Here is an 18,228-nt window from a genome sequence, read left to right on the forward strand (position 1 = left end):
TGATGAAAACTGTGTTGAGAGAAAGGTATCGATGCTGTGTTGCACGACTATTGCGCGATCGGTATATCTTTTTCGGCCAATAGACCGGTGTCTGTCGGTAGAGTCGCGATCACGGTATCGAGTCGGCGATGATGGATTTCGGAAGCGCTCAGAAGTGCGGATGCGTCCCGACGCAGGAATGCGTCCAGCATCGCGGTGTGATCGGAGTGCAGAACCTGGCGATCGACGCCGGCAACATGGACCATCGGCTGTACAGGTTCGGTGATGTTCCAGGCAGCTTCGAACATGTGCAGAAGTCGAAGCATCTGAGACGGTCGGGTCAGTGCGAGATGAAAGTTTCGGCTCTCACAGTGATAGGACTGAGAGTCGTCGTAGCGCAACGCGATCTCCAAACGGGAGTTCACCTCGACGGCGTGTTCGTGATCCTCTTCGGTTGCCTGCTCGACGGCGACGGCCAATGCAGCTGATTCGAGAGTTTCGCGGACGATGTACATCTCTCGCAGTTCTGCCGGCGTCAGCTGAGCAACGGTGTAGCCGAATTGATGTCGATGGTCGACCAAGGACTCTCCGACCAGTGTTTTCAGTGATTCCCGCACAGGTATTCGACTGACACCGAACACATCAGCCACGTCGCCGAGAGGAATCGGGGTACCCGGAGGCGCCGAACCCGACAGAATCACTCGCCGCAGTTCGTCGAGGATCGTTTGTTGGGGACTTCCGGGAGCATCGATTACCAGTTGCGTCAGCAGTACCGATCTACGGCGCGGCGGCATGTCGCTCTCCCTTCGTCTGTCTGCCAGAGTAGGAATACGTTGTTTCGTCTGCGTGACACCGGTGTGGCCGTCGTGCATCTCGCACTCGGGGGAGAACAAGTGGGCTCCGATCACATGCTCGCGTGAGTGCTGCTCGGGAGGCCGATCGTGGGGGTAGCGTTGTTGTGTAGTGGTATGGCAGAAAGCGAGTCGGTCGATGGCATCCGCTGTGCGCTCAGAAGCCGACCAGCGAGTTGTCGGCAACCTGCCCTTGGAGCTGACGAGTTTCGTCGGTCGTCGGCGTGAGTTGGCCGACGCCAGGAGATTGTTCGAGACGTCCCGTTTGTTGACACTCACCGGGATCGGTGGCGTGGGCAAGACACGGCTCGCGATCCGACTTGCGGGCGCGTTGCAAAGGGTGTTTCGAGACGGTGCCTGGTTGGTGGAACTGGGGGAGCAGACAGATTCGGATCTCCTCGAAGATCATGTCGCCGTGACCCTTGGTGTCCGGTCGGTCTCGTCGGCGGACCCGCTGCAGGCATTGATCGACTACTGCGCCGATCGGAGTCTGCTGTTGGTGCTCGACAACTGTGAACATCTGGTCGATGCCGTCGCTGTGTTCGTAGGCGCGATCCTACGGCGATGTGCCGGCGTCAAGATCCTGGCGACGAGCCGCGAATCGCTGGGCCTGGGCGGTGAGGTGACGATGCGCGTTCCCTCACTCACCACACCGCAGCAACAGCCGCCCGAATTCGAGGGAATTGCCCAGTACGAATCGGTGTCGTTGTTCACCGAGCGTGCGGCTTCCGTCGTACCTGGTTTCACCCTCACCGAGGAGAACAAGCGCGCCGTTGCGCATATCTGTCACGACTTGGATGGACTCCCACTTCCGATCGAACTGGCGGCAGCTCGCCTGCGTGGTATGTCTGCTGAGCAGATCATGAACAGGCTCTCGGATCGATACCGACTTCTTACAACGGGTGGACGCGACGTTCCGAGTCGTCAACAGACGCTGCGATTGTCGATCGATTGGAGTTACGACCTCTGCTCGCCAACCGAACAGCAGTTGTGGGGGAGGTTGTCGGTGTTCTCGGGTGGGTTCGACCTCGACGCCGCTGAGGGCGTGTGTGGGCAGGACATGAATTCGACCGAAGTGCTCGATCTCGTCACCGCGTTGGTCGAGAAGTCCATCCTGATTCGTGAGGAAACCGACGGGGATGTTCGGTACCACCTCCTCGACCTACTCCGGGAGTACGGACATGAAAAGTTGGAGTCCGCCGGTGAGTATTCCGCTCTGCGTCGAAGCCATCGTGATTGGTTCGAGGCACTGGTCGTTCATGCGGAAGCCGAGTGGATCAGTGGCCGGCAAGCTGCCTGGATCGCAAGGCTCGGTCGTGAACAGCGCAACGTCAACGATGCGTTGGAGTACTCGATTTCCACTGCCGGAGAGGCGCGATCTGCAACGCGAATGGTCGGTGCGTTGTACAGATTCTGGCTTGCAGGTGGATTACTTGTGCAGGCGCGTTACTGGACGGATCGAGCCTTGAATGCAGAGGATCGAGAGCTGGATCCGTTCCGAGTGGATGTCTTGGCCATCGACGCCGTGAATCACGCGATGCAGGGGGAACTCGAACGGGCAGAAGAGTTGGTCGACGAGAGTTGGCGCCTGGCAAACGACTTGGCGGATGTGCGCTCGCGCGGCTTGGCGACGTGGGGAGACGGATACGTCGATACCTTCAGAGGTAACTTCGATACCGCTACAGCCAAGCTGGAATCCGCGTTGACGCTGTTTCGACTCGACAAGAATCTGCTGCATGTTGTGATCGGCCTGGACACCTTGGGAGTCGCGTACTTCCTGTCCGGCGCTCTTGATCGCTCTGTGGAGTGCAACGAAGAGATTCTCGCGATCACCGTGCCCGCCGACGAGATGATGTTCCAGGCATTTGCGCTGGGAACTCTCGGGCTCGTGAGCTGGCTCCGAGGTGAATTGGAGGCCGCAAGTGACTATTTGACTCGAAGTCTGAGAATTCTCGATGCCCCGATGAACTCGGCGTGGTGTATCGAGCCGTTGGCGTGGATTGCTGCAGCGCAACGTGATTGGAAGCATGCAGCGGTTCTGCTCGGCGCGGCAGCCATGTATTGGCAGAAGGTCGGGGGACGGCTGGCGGGCCTGCCGGGTTTGTCAGCTCATCACGACACTGCTGCAGAGACTGCTCGCAAAGCCATGGGTGACGATGCTTTCGACAAGTCGTTTCGCAGCGGGTTTGCGATGTCCGAGGGTGAAGCTGTCGCATATGCGCTCGACAAGCGCTCCAGTGTCACGACTGCGTCGTCGGCTGAAGGGCCTCACCTCACTCCTCGTGAGCAGCAAGTTGCGGAACTGGTTGCCCAAGGGTTGACCAATCGCGCGATTGCGGAGCACTTGGTAATCTCGCTGCGCACCGCTCAGGGACACGTGGAACACGTACTGACAAAACTGGGATTCAGTTCCAGAGCGCAGATCGCAGCGTGGTACGTCTCGACCGCGCAGGAGCGTGACTCGCGTGAGGTCAATGGCTCAGCAGGCCGGAGTTGACGTCCGATAGCAGTTCACCACGGTCGTCGCCGCACAAGCAGAACACCGGGTAGCGCTTACCTTCTTCACGCCCCTGAAACGACACTCGTAGCGGTCCAGGCGCATCCGCGCGAGGGGATTCGGTGAGGAAAGTGTACAGCCACGGCCCCTCGTCCAATTCCACGATGGCGAGAACGGTCGAGGGGTCGCCGTGAACCGTTCGCCAGGACACGACAGTGCCGTCTCCGCAACACCGCGTCACGTCCAACCGCGCCCCACGACACCTGGCGCAGACCGCGCTCGCGGGTGAGAGGATGACATCACATTCCGCGCAATGGGGGAGTGTCAATCGTTCGGCTCGCGACGAGCGATTCGAATATCGCCGCGATACACGCTGTTTCATCGAGCTTGCGGGATTCATGTCAGTAACGTCGGGCGAGGTAGTACGGCATCGAGTCCACGGGTGCGCGTTCGACCGACTCCCCGGACGTCGGGGCGTGAACGATCTCACCGCCTCCGGCGTAGATCCCCACATGCTCCCCGCCGTAGTACAGGACCACGTCACCCGGCTGTAGATCGTCCCGGGAAACTGGAGTGCCGCCAACCGCCTGGTCGTAGCTGGTTCGCGGAATCGAAACGCCCGCTTGTGCATAGGCCCATTGAACGAGACCGGAGCAGTCGAACGAGTCCGGCCCGGTCGCGCCCCAGACGTACGGAGCGCCGATCTTGGACTCTGCGGCTGCCAATACGCGGCCTGTATCCGAGGAAGCGAAAGCTGACACCTTCGCCGGATTCGTGTCGACGGAAACTGCGGCGATGTTCCAGTCCCGAAGCACGGGGGCCTGAGCGTTCGCGGTGTCGATACTCACGGCAAGGGTTGTCAGGGAAAGAACGCCGACGACAAGCGCCCTTCCGAGTGCATGCTTCTTCGTGCGGGGGTCGGTGAATCGGTGGTGCGACATTTCGCGTGTTGCCTTTGCGTCGATGCGTCCCGAAGCAGGTGTCCAGATGGGTGTGATCGGGCTTCGGCTTGCGACACTCAGCCTGGTTGCGCCTCGACGTGTTCGCACCGGTCAGTTGGACGGGGTGCATACCTGTTTCGAGCGGCATTGTGGGTGCAAGGCCTGTTGATCGATCGCGAGAACTTCGACGGACTTTCGTGATCCGAATCAAGGAGGGCACGGCGGCCGGCGTCCCCCGGCTCCGGTCAGGCGATTCGCAGCGGGAGCGCCGAACGCTCAACAGTGGCACGGTCGGATGGACCACGATCCTGCGCACAAATGGCTGCGCGAAAAAGTACGTGAGGCAAGCGTCTGGCTGGATTCGGCAGACGTTCTGTACTCTCGCAGTCATGCAACAGCGGAGTACAGGAACGGTGACACGGTCACTGTTGCTGCTTCTGCTGCCGTTCATCGCTCTTCTCGCAGTGCCTCCGCTTGGTTCCTCGGGTAGCGCCGCGGTGCTGGGAACTGCGATTGCCGTCTTCGTGGTCGCTGCGCTCGCAACTTCCTCGAAGTACGAACTTCTGCAACTGTGCGCGGTTTCGGCCACTGGCCCGTCTGATGACGAACGCTGCCTGCGTGGTGCTTTCCGCAGGCAGAGCAGCCCGGACGCGCCCGGTCGTCCGCAACCTCGAGCTCCGGGAATCGGTCTGTAGATCGGCAGTCGACGGGTGTGAACTCGTCGTAGGTCGGTCAGACGTCTTGCGTCCACAACCATTCCCGCGCTCTCATCTCTCTGAGCGTGCCTCTCGGTGAGGTTCATTCGTCATGCTCGATTTTGTCTACTACCCCGTGTCCGGAATCCTCTGGTTCTGGCACAAGGTCTTCTCACTGGTCTCCGGATCACCCGACAACGGCGTCGTGTGGGCGTTGTCGGTCGTATTTCTCGTCTTCACGCTCAAAGCCCTGCTGTTCAAACCCTTCGTCAAGCAGGTCCGCACTCAACTGGTGATGCAGAAGCTGCAACCTCAGATCAAGGCGTTGCAGAAGAAGTATTCGGGTGACCGGCAGAAACTCACTGTAGAGATGGCCAAGCTGCAGAAAGAACATAATTACAGTCCGTTGCTCGGCTGTCTGCCGATGCTGGTTCAGGCACCGGTGTTCATTGGTCTCTATCACGTCCTGCGATCGTTCAATCGGACCGGAGCGGCATCGCACGTCCCGTTTCTGAGCCCGACCGAACCGATGTCGGTGGCGGACAACGCGAACACGGCCAACTACTTCTTCAGTGCCTCGGATGTGCAGTCTTTTCTCGACGCCAAACTGTTCGGCGCACCGTTGTCCGCCATGATTTCGAGCCCGGCAGCACAACTGGAAGCATTCGGCGACGTCAGCCGTATCTCCATCATTCTGGTAGCTGTACCGCTGATGATATTTGCCGCCGTCGCTACACATTTCACATCGCGGGCATCCATCGCGCGCCAAGTGGACACCGGAACCGTCAACCCTCAAACAGCGATCATGAACAAGCTCGCATTATGGGTGTTTCCGGTGGGGGTGATCGCTTTCGGTGCGTTCGCGCCCGTGGCGATCCTGCTGTATTTCGTGAGTAACAACTGCTGGACGCTGGGACAACAGCATTTTGTGTACGGACGCATCGCTGCGGAGCAGAAGGAAGCCGAATCGTCGCCGACTCCCGGAATGACCGCGCCCCCGTCGCCCAGAGTGGCTGCACCGCCGCTGCCGGGCGCCAAGCCCATCCGCGCCAAGCGCAGGCGATGACGGAAAGCGACCCCTCCCTACCGGCGAGTAAGGCACGTACGCTGGAAAGCATGACCAAATGGACCGCAGAAGACGTAGTCGATCAGACCGGCCGCACATTTGTCGTCACGGGGGCGAACAGCGGACTGGGTGAGGTAGTCGCACGAGCGCTGGGCAAAGCCGGGGCCGACGTCGTCCTCGCCTGTCGTGACACCACGAAGGCCGACGCCGTAGCCGCCGAGATCGGGCCCAACGCGGTTGTCCGCAAATTGGACCTCTCGGATCTGTCGTCGGTACGAGCCTTTGCCGACGCAACGGAGAAGGTCGACGTCCTGGTGAACAACGCCGGCGTGATGGCGGTTCCGTTCCGCCGGACGGTCGACGGATTCGAAATGCAGATCGGCACAAATCATCTCGGACACTTCGCGTTGACCGGATTGCTGAAGGACAAGCTCACCGATCGTGTCGTGACGATGTCCAGTGCCCTGCATCAGCTCGGAAGTGTCGATCTGGACGATCTCAATTTCGAGCGTCGGAAGTACAACCGCTGGTTGGCCTACGGGCAGTCGAAGCTTGCCAATCTGTTGTTCACGTACGAACTTCAACGCAGGCTCGCGGCGTCGGGATCTTCGCTCAAAGCGCTCGCTTCGCATCCGGGGTACGCGTCGACGAACCTGCAGGGGCACACCGAGTCGATCCAGGACAAGCTGATGGGAATCGGCAATTCGATCTTCGCGCAGTCCGCGGAGACGGGCGCCCTTCCCGAACTGTGGGCGGCAACCGCGCCGGATGCCTTCGGCGGCAGTTACATCGGACCGGACGGTCCGTTCGAGCAGCGAGGGTATCCGAAGGTCGTGGGGTCGAACAAGAAGTCACACGATACGAAGACAGCCTCGGGTTTGTGGACACTGTCGGAGAAGTTGACCGGAGTCTCGTTCGGGATTTGATTGAGATATGAAGGTGGCCGCGAACTTCGAGAAGTTCGCGGCCACCTTCATATCCGTTCGAGCTAGATGTTGTTCGGGTTACAGCGTGACAACCATCTTGCCGGTGTTCGCGCCGCGCATCAGGTCGATGAACGCTTGCGGTGCATTCTCCAGGCCTTCGACGATGGTCTCGTCCCACTGAATCTTGTTGTCGGCGAGCCACCCTGCCATGTGGGTGCGGAATTCGCCACCGAGGTGACGGTAGCCGCCCACGAGGAATCCGCGCAGTGTGAGCTGCTTGCCGATCACCAGTGCCAGGTTGTGGGGAGCGGTGGGCTTCTCGGTGGTGTTGTACTGAGCGATGGCTCCGCACAGGGCAATCCGGCCACCCTGGTTCATGGCATCGATTGCGGCTTCGAGATGCTCGCCACCGACGTTGTCGAAGTACACGTCGATGCCGTCAGGGGCGGCAGCGGCGAGTAGTTCGGTGATCGGGCCATCGTGATAGTCGAATGCCGCATCGAATCCGAGTTCGAGAAGTCGGGCAACCTTCGCCGGTGAACCGGCGCTACCGATTACTCGCTTCGCTCCGAGCAACTTGGCGATCTGACCGACGAGCGATCCGACGGCACCTGCTGCGCCGGAGACGAATACGGTATCGCCTTCCTTGAACTCCGCAACCGCGGTGAGGCCGGCATACGCGGTGAGGCCAGTCATGCCGAGGGCACCCAGGTAGGCCGTCGCCGGCGCGATGGACGTGTCGGCCGGAGTCACTGCGGATCCGTCGAGGATGGCGTATTCACGCCATCCGAGGCCGTGGACGACGACGTCGCCCACGGCGCGATCAGTCGACTTGGATTCGACGACCTCGCCGACAGCACCACCGTCGAGCGGCGCACCGACCTGGAACGGCGGAAGGTAGGACTTCACGTCGTTCATTCGGCCGCGCATGTACGGGTCGACGGAGATGGCGATGTTGCGGACCAGGATCTGGCCGTCTTCGAGTTCGGGGAGTTCTACTTCGGCGGTGGCGAAGTTCTCCGACGTGGGCCAACCGTTCGGGCGTGAAGCGAGACGGATTTCCCGGCTGACAGTGGTAGTGCTCATTCGTCGTCCTTACTTACTTCGAGGGTGACCTCGATGTTGCCGCGAGTTGCATTGGAGTACGGGCACACCTGGTGTGCCTTCTCCGTCAGCTCGACGGCCTGATCATGGGGTAGATGGGGGAGTGAAACCTCCAGCGTCACAGCGAGTCCGAAGCCTCCTGCACCGTTGGGGCCGATGCCGACCCGCGCGCCGACTGCGGAATCAGCCACGTTGGCCTTCTCGGCACGGGCGACCATCTGCAGAGCGGAGTGGAAGCATGCTGCGTATCCGGCGGCAAAGAGCTGCTCGGGGTTGGTGCCTTCGCCGCTGCCACCCATTTCCTTGGGAATGGCGAGGCCGAGATCGAGGCGTCCGTCCGAGGTGCGAGCGTGACCGTTGCGGCCTTCGCCGGTGGCAAGTGCTTCTGCGGTGTAGACGATGTTCATGACTTCTTCTTTCCGTCGGAGTGGGCGTTGGATGCTTGAAGTGACTCACCGAGACGCGTGAGAACGTCTCGGAGTTCGGTGAGTTCGTCGTTACTCAGACCAGTGGCGCCTGCGAGCTTGGCCGGGATGTCCTCGGCCTTGCTACGCAAGGTGGAACCCGCCTCGGTCAGGTGAATCTCGACGCGACGCTCGTCCGTGGTGAGGCGTCGGCGCTCGATGAATCCCAGACCCTCGAGCCTCTTGAGCAGCGGCGACAGAGTTCCGGTATCGAGATCGAGTGCCTCACAGATCTCACGCACGCCCCGGCCGTCTCGTTCCCAGAGTGTCAACAGGACGAGGTACTGGGGATACGTGATTCCCAGGTCGTCGAGCATTGCCCGGTACGCGGCCGTAGTGGCCCGCGACGCCGAATAGAGGGCGAAGCAGACCTGGCGTTCGAGAGCGAGTGGGTTGGTCACGAGAACAACTGTAGCGCACAGTTAAGTTGTGCACAACAAAGAAGTGTCAAATAGATCTACGGATAGGCGGCCGTTCGTCTACGGCGTCGACAGGATCTCGGAGACATGCGAGAGGAAGGTGTGCACTGTCCGGGCAGCGGGCGCAGGAAACCTGGTCCGCACTGCCAATCCGTCGTGAGTTCGTGAGAACCAGAACTGAACGTCGTCGGCGTTCGAGACGCGACTGAGTTGCTGCGGATTGATCGGCGCAGGCTGTGATTCGCTGGACTTTGATTGACGGGGGCGAGATCCACCGGGCATGGTTCGGTAGTCGGCGTAGGACACCGAGAAGATGTCTCTGCGAGTGGGCGAAACCTCGGGCCCCAAGCTCCGCAACACCTGCCTCGACGAGACGGACGACAGTGAAAGTGACTCGTGGAAAGCGAGATTGACTGCCCGGGCAGTGCTGTGAAGATTGTCCATGCTCGTCACGGTGATGGGCGCATTGGCTACCAGCCATCCGAAGGTGTGGTTGTGTCGCGGTTCCCGACGCGTGTGAACAGGGAACAGTAGGTGCGTGTCCCTCTTGCCGGTCAATTGTGTTGTGGCCAAACCGATCGACGCAAGAATTGCACCGAACGACGAGTGCCGATGATCGGCGCAGTTCTGGTCGAACAACTCTGCTTCGTCGGCGTCGAGGAGCATTCGGGTGTCTGTGCCCTGGGGCGACATCGCCCCGGCGGGCAGTCCCAGATCTACGGGAAAATGGGGAGTGTCACCCCCGCATGCTCGGAGGAAGGACCGCCAACCCGCAATCCGGTGGTCGCCGGGCTCTGGATCCGCGGTTGCCGATTCCCGGAAGCAGTAGTTGAGGAAACTCCCGGGCTCCGGAAGGAGATCAGACGCGATCGGATCACGGTCCGCCCGCGTGTATTCGCGATACAGAGTGCTGATCTCGGTAATTGCGATGCTCATGGACCAGCCGTCGCAGATGGCATGGTCGAACCCGCAGACCACTGTCGACTGGTCCTCGCGGGTGATGGCACCGAGAAAGTACGCGGGAAACGCGAAAGGATTGCACCATCGATCCAAGCGCTCGCCCAAGAGTTCTCGCACCTGCTCCGGTGTTCGCGCGTCAGCCACTGTTTCCTCACGCAGGCGCAGATCGCCGACGTCGGCGACGTCGACGAACAGTGCCGAGGATTCACCCGATTCTTCGGCCTGGGAGAACGAGCACGACAGGGCGTCGTGACGGGACGTCCATTCCTCGAAGCTGGCCTTGAGTGCGTCCGTGTCGATGGGGCCGGGAACGTCGAAAGTAGCAGCGAGCCAAGTCGTATCGCCGCGGCTGCCGGCAAGATGCAGCTGCTGATTGGAGGTCGGGGGAACCGGATACGTCGTTCCGGTGGAGATTTCACTCGGCGTCCACTGCAGAATGCGGCCCGGCCGTGCCTCGAACCTGTCGAGAAACGTGATGTGCATCAGGCGGTCTCCACTTCCTGACGTGCATCCGCCTGACGCACGACACGGTAGTCGCCGGTATCAGCGACCGTTCTCAGGACGTTGCGAAGGTGTCGTAGGTACCGATTCACCGATGTGTGCGCCTGCTCGGTGTCCGGAAAACTGACCATCACGTACGTACGGTCTTCCTTCCGGTTGATCCACATCGACAGATCACCCGTCGTTCCTGGCCCACCCAGTGCCCGCGCTTCGAGTTCGTCATGGTGCTCGGCACCTGGAATCAGGCGCATGTCGATGTACGACACCATCGGCGGGACCGAGGTTCCACCGATGTCGGATCCGGTCAACTTCGACACCTGGGCGATCACCGAGTGAATGGACACGTCCGCGAGTCCCTTCACCGCAGCGCGAGCAGCGTGGGCAAGGGGGAGTGCATCGGTAAAGTTCGTGACACCGCTCAGCGTGAACGAGACCGGGACGAGATTGATGAACCAGCCTTGGGAATAGAGGTATCTCGGATCGGAGCGAGTGCCGACTGCGTTGAGCGCGAAGTAGTTCGCTCGATCCGCAACTTCGATCTCGGTGAGGGCGAGGGCTGCGAAGATCCCCGTGGAGAAGCCGACGCCATTGGACTTGCACAGCGCTGCGAACGCGGCTGACTCGTCGCTGTCGAGAACGTCGATATGTGTGCGGGTCGACCGGGTCTGTTCGCCCCGCGCGACACCGAGGTCGAGGGGGAACGTCGGGAGTTGGCCGGCGTTGGCGGCGAGAATCGAAATCCACTGCTGCACAGGCGCTGCGGCCAGGTCGAGGTTCCCCGCGGATGTCCGTTCCTCGCCGCTGTACTCGACGTAGCTGCCGGGAGAGGGAAGTTGAGCGTCGATGCCGGCGCTTTCGGCGATGTACAGCGCACGAAGTTCTTCGACGCCCAGCATCAACGACAGGCCGTCGGTGTGCGAGTGATCGACGCCGTAGTAGACGGTGAAGCCGGCGCCGTGCTCGACGACGCCACTGATGAACGAGGGCCATTGCAATGGGCTGGTATCGCCGGCGAAACTTCGGCTCACATGCTCGCGAACCGCATCTGTCGTGTTCAGAGAACCGATGCTGTGCGGCGTGAGTTCGATCGTCGACGCATCCACCACGTGACGGTCGATGACCCCGCTACCGTCGGGATCTTCGGATGATCTCACCTCGAACCAACTGTGCAGTGTGTTGTGCCGCAGGACAAACGCCTGGACCGCCCGACGCAGTGCCTCCCGATCGAGATCACCGGGCAGAGTGAACGTGAATCCGATCCACGGTGACCAGTCGACGCCTTGTGCGCGCTTGTGATCGGCGGTACGAATGTGTCCTTCCTGTAGGAACGAGAGCGGTTGGTCGCTCCGCGGTGCCCCGGATGCCGCCGCCAGGGATTGTTCAGTAGGCCTGAACTCGGTGAGCGTCCCGGCTTTCGGTGCCCAGAGATCGATGGGTGTCATTTCCATGAGAGTTCTCCTCGATCGGTGCAGCGGTTTTGGTCGGAGGTGCGAAAGTGTCGGTCGAGAAGGCAAAGTCCTCCATTTCGCGGCGTAGGAGTCCCGCGAACTGATGGATGTGGCGGCTCGTGCGCGCGTTGCCCGGGTGGCGTATGGCCAGATTGAGCCCTTCGGGAGTCCGCGTGAGCCAGATGTAGACGTCGGTTCCCGAATGATCTCGACTACGAAGGCCCCTGGTCTGCCAGCTCGTCCATTGCTCGGCACCAGGAACGTGACGAACGTCCATGTACGAGAGCACGAACGGCAGGTGCTGCGGGGAGTCGATCAGCTCGCACACTTTCGAATACGGCAGTGCCGCGGCGGGGCGGACGCGCCGTATCTCCGTGCCGGCAACCTTGGCCAGATCGCTCAGGGTTGCGGCGGGGGCAATCGGAATCCTCACCGGCACAACACCGATGAACCATCCCAGCGACGCGGCCCATCGAAGCTCCGAACGGGTGTGTTGCGGCACGACGACGCGGAATTCGTCTGCACCGGTGAGATCGCCGGTCACCTTGGCCGCGCACGCGAGTATCGCGGCCAGGAATCCTTGGTTGCTGCGCTTGCTCGCTTCTGCCAGGCGTTCGGCTCCCCGGGCGCTCAGAAGCCAGGCGGACAGGCTCTGCTGAGGGACTCGGCGTCCGGTGACCGGTTCGGGTAGCGCTGGAAAGTACGGAGCCTCGCCCTGCGCGTAGAACTCGCGCCACGTCTGCACTGCCGGGTGAGAGCGGTCCGCGTGTCCCACGAGATCTCGTTCCTTGGTGCCGAAGTCGATGTAGCTTCCGGTCTCCGGCGGCGAGGGAGGGCTTCCCTCGCTCAACGATCGGTAGATCGTCTGCAGTTCGTGCGCGGTCAACGCCACCGAATATCCGTCCAGCAGAGCATGATCAGCGGCAAAAACCACGGTGAAGTGGTTGGGGCCTTCGATCGTCGCGAACTGATACGCAGGCCAGACAAGTGGATCGGTCGATCGGTCGAGCAGTTGCTGCAGATGCGTGAAGACAGACATCGAGGACGCAAGGTGTCCGACCTCGGTGCCCAGAATCCGGACGTCTCCAGACGCCGCGGTGCGTCGGACTATCGTTTCGCCCTCCACGGCGACGTGTGTTCGGAGCACTTCGTGGCGATCGATCCAGTGATCGAGAGCGGCCGCCCAGATCCTTCGGTCGAGTCGGTCGTGGATGCGAAACGAGGTACCCAGCCACGACGGAGTGCACACGTCGGTCTGATGGTGCACCTGCCGTTTCGCCTGCTGGGCATGTTTCAAGTGTGCCTCGTGTATGTAGCTGGCGGGACGCTGGTCGACAGGCCACAGTTCGGGCGGATTCACCGCGGCGGGAGTCCACTCGGTGACGGTCCCTGGAGGTAGGGGATAGTCGGCAAGTTCCGTGAATTCCATTGGGAAACCTGATCTCTCGAGATGGCGAAAGGTGGGGATCGTGAACGGGGCGGATGTTTGTAACCGAGAGTGACAGATGATTAGTCAAGGCAAGTAGAACGCGGCCCGAGGCTCCGCGCAACTGCTTCGGTGCGGGATGTGACGAGGAACATTCCGCTCGTTATTTCGGACAATTCGAATACTGGACATCCGGTTTACGGCTCTGGTCACCTGTCAGTTGATCGATCAATCACTCTGTGGTGAAACAAATTTCAACAGACCGTTGTGAATTCCGTCGGCGACGAAGCATGTGCGCATGCGAACGTCGGAATATGTTTATGTGTAGCAAGTTTCGTATGGATTCGGCTGTATCTCTTTTAATTGCAACAGGGTTCGTGTACTGCCGTCGTGTCGTTTCGGCGCGCGGATTGTTCACCGAGTATTGACATGCTCGGCATCTGCCGGTCGTATGCAGACGGTATTTCTAAGCGATGACTGATCCGATGGAATACGACCTGGTTGTGATCGGCTCCGGCCCGGGTGGGCAGAAGGCTGCCATCGCGGCGGCCAAGCTGGGTAAACGGGTAGCGATGGTCGAGAAAGGCAACATGCTCGGGGGTGTGTGCGTCAACACCGGCACCATTCCGTCGAAGACGTTGCGTGAGGCGGTTCTCTACCTCACCGGGATGAACCAACGCGAACTGTACGGCGCGAGTTACCGCGTCAAGGAGAACATCACTCCGGCCGACCTGCTGGCGCGAACCCAGCATGTCATCACCAAAGAAATCGAAGTCGTTCGATCTCAGCTCCTGCGCAACCGCGTCGAATTGTTGATAGGGGTCGGCTCGTTCGTCGACGAGCACACCATCCTCGTCGAGGACTCCTCCCGCGGAGACAAGATGACGATCACGGCGAAGTTCGTCGTGATCGCGACCGGAACGTTGCCTGCTCGCCCGGCGGGGGTGTCCTTCGACAGTCACCGGGTGCTCGACTCCGACGGGATCCTCGATCTGACCTCCATCCCGACCACCATGGTCGTCGTGGGCGCGGGAGTGATCGGTATCGAGTACGCATCGATGTTCGCGGCACTCGGCACCAAGGTCACCGTCGTCGAGAAGAGGACGTCGATGCTGGACTTCTGCGACCCCGAGGTCATCGAATCGCTTCGATTCCATCTACGCGATCTGGCGGTCACTTTCCGATTCGGTGAAGAAGTGACGGCCGTCGACGTCGGAGCGAACGGAACGCTTACGACGCTGCGCAGCGGCAAGCAGATTCCCGCCGAGACCGTGATGTACTCGGCTGGACGGCAAGGCCTCACGGCGCCACTCGCGCTGGAGAACGCCGGGCTCGAAGCCGACGAACGTGGCCGTATCTACGTCGACGACAATTTCCGCACCAAGGTCGAACACATCTACGCCGTCGGTGACGTCATCGGATTCCCGGCGTTGGCGGCGACGTCGATGGATCAAGGTCGACTCGCGGCCTATCATGCCTTCGACGAACCAGGCGCGAAGCTGATGGATCTGCAGCCGATCGGCATCTACTCGATTCCCGAGGTGTCGTACGTGGGCGCCACCGAGGTCGATTTGACCAAGGAATCGGTGCCGTACGAGGTTGGCGTTTCCCGATACCGCGAACTCGCGCGCGGGCAGATCGCAGGCGACACCTACGGGATGCTCAAGATCTTGGTGTCGACGGATGACCTGAAACTGCTCGGTGTTCATATCTTCGGCTCGGGTGCAACGGATCTCGTGCATATCGGCCAAGCGGTGATGGGGTGCGGCGGGACCGTCGAATACCTTGTCGACGCCGTCTTCAACTATCCGACACTGTCCGAGGCGTACAAGGTGGCGGCGCTCGACGTCATGAACAAGATCAGGGCTCTCAAGCAATTCCACTAGGGGGCGGGGTGTCCCCAGGTACCGGTCAGGGGCGGTCGGTGTACTTCTCGGGTAGCACTTGTTCGAATACCTGAGGGTGATGTCAGGCCTGGGGAAATAGGGCAGGGTCTATCTCCATGACCATTGCCCGGGAACTTCGTGTGGAATTTCGATGCTGATCGGACTGATTGCCGCGATCGTGGCATGCGTCGGGTACGGCGTTGCATCCGTGCTGCAAGCCTACGGCGCGCGCAAGTCGGCAGCTGCCGCCGAGCAGCGTGGCGAGGCCGGACACGTGACGGCGTCGGGTGGCCCGACCTTGCGTTCGACGTTCGCGGCCGCGCTGACGGCGTCGTTCATCCTGGGCACCGTGCTCGATGCGGTCGGATTCGCCGGTAGTGCCATCTCCGCGCGGCTCATTCCACTGTTCTTGTCGCAGACAGTGGTCAGTGCCAATCTCGTCATCACGGCAGTGCTGGGGACCGTGGTCCTCGGCATCCAGTTGCATCGTCGCGACTGGTTCGCGATCGCTGCGGTGATCGGATCGCTCCTGCTGCTCGGATTGTCGTCAGGTCACGCGGGCGGGGGGAGTTCCAACGACGTCGTCCACTGGGGTGTCCTCGTGGGCTCGGCGTTGATCTTGCTGATCGGCATCGGTTTGATCCGATGGTTGGGCTCACGCGCAGCAGTTGTCGCCGGGTTGATCTCGGGTGTGCTGTTCGGCTGTCTGGCCATTGCCGTACGCGTGGTCTACGGAATCGATCCGTTCGAAATCGGTACGATGCTCCGCGATCCGGCCGGCTGGGCGATCCTCGTTTCGGGCCTGGGCGGTTTCTATCTGCACACGGTGGCGCTGCAACTGGGATCCGTCAACGGAGCGACAGCGGCTCTGGTTGTCGGCGAGACGGTGGTTCCGGGAATCGTTGGCGTCGTGGTGCTCGGCGACGCGTCGAGACCGGGCCTGGAATGGCTTGCCGTCGTCGGCTTCGTCGGGGCAATCGCGGGTGCCGTCGCCGTGGCCGTCTTCGGCGCGGCGAGCCACGAGGAGAAACCGGTCGAAGAAGTTACCTTCTGATCCGGTAGACGAAAGTGTCCTCGAAGACACGACGGCGAACACGACTACAGACGTGTTAGAAAGGCAGTTCAGGCCGATCTCGGAGGGGTAGTCATGCAAGGGGCAGCAGCGAAGCACGAGGCCGAAGCCATCGCCGGAAACAAGGCAAATTGGGACGATCGCGCCGATGTGCATGTGCGCTCCGAAATGTATGACGTCGGCGGGTTTCTCGCCAACAGAGCGACCATTTCCACAGTTGTGCAGAACGACTTGTCGATTCTGGCCCCGCATCTGCCACAGTCAGGAGTGCAAGGTCACTCGCTCCTGCATTTGCAGTGCCACATCGGGATCGACACGATCTCCTGGGCGCGTCTTGGTGCGATCGACGTACACGGGCTTGATCTGTCACCCAACTCTCTGCACCACGCTGCTCGTATCGCAAAGGCAGACAACCGCGAGATCACCTGGGTGGAAGGTGATGCGCGATTCGCCTCGACGCTGATCGACCGACGTTTCGACGCGATCGTCACCAGTGCCGGAACAATCGTCTGGTTGCCGGAACTCACCGCTTGGGCTCAGTCGATCCACGACCTCCTCGAGCCTGGTGGGGTGTTTCAGATCCGGGACGATCATCCGATCCTCGGCGCAATGGCGTTCGAGCCGTGGATGATCACCGACGACTACCTCTCCGGAGGCGGCATGCGATCGTACGAAGACTCGGCGACTTACACCGGGACCTCCGATGGGCAGATAGCGCACACTGCCAACCACGAATGGCGCCACGACCTAGGCGAGGTCATTGGTTCCTTGCTGGATGCGGGTCTTCATATCGAATCAGTTTCGGAACTTCCCTATATGGACTGGCCGGCCTTCCCCGAACTCGTTCCATGCGCCAACGGATGGACTCTGCCGAGCCACTCTCCGCGGATACCGTTGAACTTCGCCATCGTCGCCAGGCGAAATCAGCGAAGTGAGTGAGCAGAGCCGATCCCTTGGAAGACTTCGAATTATTCCTCGAGCGGCGTGGCCGTATTTCGTGCATGATCGTCGGATGGCTTTGTCCCGGTTGTTGCCTGTCAGCTCGCCCTTATCGCAAGTCGGCGCGTCTGGTGTGGTGCGTCCAGGAATCGAGTTAATCGTAGTTCTTTCGAGCTAATACTTCTGGTGGATAGTGCTTTTCGCTCGAACTCTGCTCGGCGTTGTTGCAACCGTTCGGCGAAGTTGCAGTATCAGGTTCGAATGAACCTGCGTCGCTGTTCGATCGGTCAATTGGTAACGGAAACCGTGTTCTCGCAGATAGTTCCAATGCGCCCCAATGTCCCGCTTACGTTGTGCGTCACGGGCAGCGGGACGAAGAACGGAGGAAAGTGATGAGCAGCTTGGATATTCAACGCTGGTCGAACGACTTCACCGCGCTGACCAAGGTCATATCGGAAGGCATCGAGCAGTTTGTTCTCCGGTTCATTTCCAGCTGAAGTGATCTGAGCTCGTTGCCGGGTGCGGATAGTTCAGTCGTCGCTTCCGCGGTTCGAGTGATGAATTGCGATGAAATAGAGGTTCTTACGGCGTCTGGGAGGCCTGGGCGGGGGCGAGCAGGTAGGAGAACACGTACGTAACTGCGGCGATGACCGCCAGTACGATCAAGGACATCGGGAACCCTGCGGCATCTCGCACCGGGTCACCAGTAGCGACGACAGCCGCCATGGACACTCCGATTACCAGCAATGTCACCGCCAAGGCAGAGCACGCAGCGAACCGATGCTTCCAGCAGCAGACTGTGCGCGCCGGCCATGTGTGGCTTGTTCTCAGGGCGCAGCGCCCACCTGCAACAGCGCTCGAGCCGACAATCAGCCCTGCCAGCGCTCCGATGAAGGCGGGTATGAACAGTCCTACCCAGGACCAGGCTCCATCGCCGACTATCGGGATCATCACGGCGACACCTGTGACCGCACCTGTGAGCGCAGCCAGACTCAGTTCCTTGTCGACCCAGCTCATGGATCAACTAGAACACAGGCACGCTCGCGAGGCTGTG

Annotated in this window: 17 protein-coding genes; 7 read left to right on the forward strand and 10 right to left on the reverse strand. The window is 60.8% G+C overall.

Annotated features, from left to right (window positions below):
- Nucleotides 1–47: 47 nt before the first annotated feature.
- Nucleotides 48–773: a GntR family transcriptional regulator gene (locus tag M1L53_RS28750; protein WP_007733938.1), complete on the reverse strand. Its 726-nt coding sequence runs from the start codon at nucleotides 771–773 to the stop codon at nucleotides 48–50.
- A gap of 196 nt (nucleotides 774–969) precedes the next feature.
- On the opposite strand from M1L53_RS28750, the gene M1L53_RS28755 reads away from it, so the two are divergent.
- The gene (locus M1L53_RS28755) at nucleotides 970–3,327 is read left to right on the forward strand and encodes a LuxR C-terminal-related transcriptional regulator (protein ID WP_007733939.1); all 2,358 of its coding nucleotides are present in this window, start codon (nucleotides 970–972) and stop codon (nucleotides 3,325–3,327) included.
- Here M1L53_RS28755 and M1L53_RS28760 read toward each other — a convergent pair.
- Both M1L53_RS28760 and M1L53_RS28765 read right to left on the reverse strand, forming a co-directional pair.
- On the reverse strand, nucleotides 3,302–3,538 hold the full coding sequence (locus M1L53_RS28760) for a hypothetical protein (protein ID WP_007733940.1): 237 nt from the start codon (nucleotides 3,536–3,538) through the stop codon (nucleotides 3,302–3,304). The two genes, M1L53_RS28755 and M1L53_RS28760, sit on opposite strands and share 26 nt — an antisense overlap.
- Nucleotides 3,539–3,728: 190 nt before the next feature.
- On the reverse strand, nucleotides 3,729–4,268 hold the full coding sequence (locus M1L53_RS28765) for a C40 family peptidase (protein ID WP_039973374.1): 540 nt from the start codon (nucleotides 4,266–4,268) through the stop codon (nucleotides 3,729–3,731).
- 389 nt (nucleotides 4,269–4,657) lie between these two features.
- Here M1L53_RS28765 and M1L53_RS28770 point away from each other — a divergent pair, with 389 nt between their 5' ends.
- The 3 genes from M1L53_RS28770 to M1L53_RS28780 all read left to right on the forward strand — a co-directional run bounded on the left by M1L53_RS28770 (nucleotide 4,658) and on the right by M1L53_RS28780 (nucleotide 6,955).
- On the forward strand, nucleotides 4,658–4,963 hold the full coding sequence (locus tag M1L53_RS28770) for a DUF6412 domain-containing protein (protein WP_029256089.1): 306 nt from the start codon (nucleotides 4,658–4,660) through the stop codon (nucleotides 4,961–4,963).
- A 112-nt stretch (nucleotides 4,964–5,075) separates the two neighbouring features.
- Complete coding sequence (gene yidC, locus M1L53_RS28775) at nucleotides 5,076–6,029, forward strand: membrane protein insertase YidC (RefSeq protein ID WP_003939695.1); 954 nt, start codon at nucleotides 5,076–5,078, stop codon at nucleotides 6,027–6,029.
- 50 nt (nucleotides 6,030–6,079) lie between these two features.
- Nucleotides 6,080–6,955: an oxidoreductase gene (locus M1L53_RS28780; RefSeq protein ID WP_054188918.1), complete on the forward strand. Its 876-nt coding sequence runs from the start codon at nucleotides 6,080–6,082 to the stop codon at nucleotides 6,953–6,955.
- A 78-nt stretch (nucleotides 6,956–7,033) separates the two neighbouring features.
- On the opposite strand, the gene M1L53_RS28785 is transcribed toward M1L53_RS28780, so the two are convergent.
- From M1L53_RS28785 to M1L53_RS28810, 6 genes are all read right to left on the reverse strand, one after another.
- Nucleotides 7,034–8,041, reverse strand: coding sequence for an NADP-dependent oxidoreductase (locus M1L53_RS28785; RefSeq protein WP_007733944.1), 1,008 nt, complete (start codon nucleotides 8,039–8,041; stop codon nucleotides 7,034–7,036).
- Nucleotides 8,038–8,466, reverse strand: a complete 429-nt coding sequence (locus M1L53_RS28790; RefSeq protein ID WP_003939720.1) for an organic hydroperoxide resistance protein — start codon at nucleotides 8,464–8,466, stop codon at nucleotides 8,038–8,040. The genes M1L53_RS28785 and M1L53_RS28790 overlap by 4 nt, the downstream gene beginning before the upstream one ends.
- Nucleotides 8,463–8,924: a MarR family winged helix-turn-helix transcriptional regulator gene (locus M1L53_RS28795; protein ID WP_003940568.1), complete on the reverse strand. Its 462-nt coding sequence runs from the start codon at nucleotides 8,922–8,924 to the stop codon at nucleotides 8,463–8,465. Before M1L53_RS28795 ends, M1L53_RS28790 begins: the two co-directional genes overlap by 4 nt.
- A gap of 78 nt (nucleotides 8,925–9,002) precedes the next feature.
- Nucleotides 9,003–10,385: a condensation domain-containing protein gene (locus M1L53_RS28800; protein ID WP_054188917.1), complete on the reverse strand. Its 1,383-nt coding sequence runs from the start codon at nucleotides 10,383–10,385 to the stop codon at nucleotides 9,003–9,005.
- The gene (locus M1L53_RS28805) at nucleotides 10,385–11,851 is read right to left on the reverse strand and encodes a condensation domain-containing protein (protein WP_050654764.1); all 1,467 of its coding nucleotides are present in this window, start codon (nucleotides 11,849–11,851) and stop codon (nucleotides 10,385–10,387) included. The genes M1L53_RS28800 and M1L53_RS28805 overlap by 1 nt, the downstream gene beginning before the upstream one ends.
- The gene (locus M1L53_RS28810) at nucleotides 11,784–13,280 is read right to left on the reverse strand and encodes a condensation domain-containing protein (protein ID WP_050654763.1); all 1,497 of its coding nucleotides are present in this window, start codon (nucleotides 13,278–13,280) and stop codon (nucleotides 11,784–11,786) included. Before M1L53_RS28810 ends, M1L53_RS28805 begins: the two co-directional genes overlap by 68 nt.
- Nucleotides 13,281–13,750: 470 nt before the next feature.
- On the opposite strand from M1L53_RS28810, the gene sthA reads away from it, so the two are divergent.
- The 3 genes from sthA (at nucleotide 13,751) to M1L53_RS28825 (ending at nucleotide 17,174) form a co-directional block, all read left to right on the forward strand.
- Nucleotides 13,751–15,163, forward strand: coding sequence for a Si-specific NAD(P)(+) transhydrogenase (sthA, locus tag M1L53_RS28815; protein ID WP_054188916.1), 1,413 nt, complete (start codon nucleotides 13,751–13,753; stop codon nucleotides 15,161–15,163).
- A gap of 151 nt (nucleotides 15,164–15,314) precedes the next feature.
- Nucleotides 15,315–16,217: a hypothetical protein gene (locus M1L53_RS28820; protein ID WP_054188915.1), complete on the forward strand. Its 903-nt coding sequence runs from the start codon at nucleotides 15,315–15,317 to the stop codon at nucleotides 16,215–16,217.
- A 93-nt stretch (nucleotides 16,218–16,310) separates the two neighbouring features.
- The gene (locus M1L53_RS28825; protein ID WP_007733954.1) at nucleotides 16,311–17,174 is read left to right on the forward strand and encodes a bifunctional 2-polyprenyl-6-hydroxyphenol methylase/3-demethylubiquinol 3-O-methyltransferase UbiG; all 864 of its coding nucleotides are present in this window, start codon (nucleotides 16,311–16,313) and stop codon (nucleotides 17,172–17,174) included.
- Between the two features lie 582 nt (nucleotides 17,175–17,756).
- Here the strand turns inward: M1L53_RS28825 and M1L53_RS28830 are convergent.
- Nucleotides 17,757–18,191 (reverse strand): hypothetical protein, encoded by a 435-nt coding sequence (locus tag M1L53_RS28830; RefSeq protein ID WP_054188914.1) that lies wholly within the window; start codon nucleotides 18,189–18,191, stop codon nucleotides 17,757–17,759.
- Nucleotides 18,192–18,228: the final 37 nt, after the last annotated feature.

It is taken from the genome of Rhodococcus sp. T9N, from assembly GCF_024436645.1.
Lineage (GTDB): Bacteria > Actinomycetota > Actinomycetes > Mycobacteriales > Mycobacteriaceae > Rhodococcus_F > Rhodococcus_F qingshengii.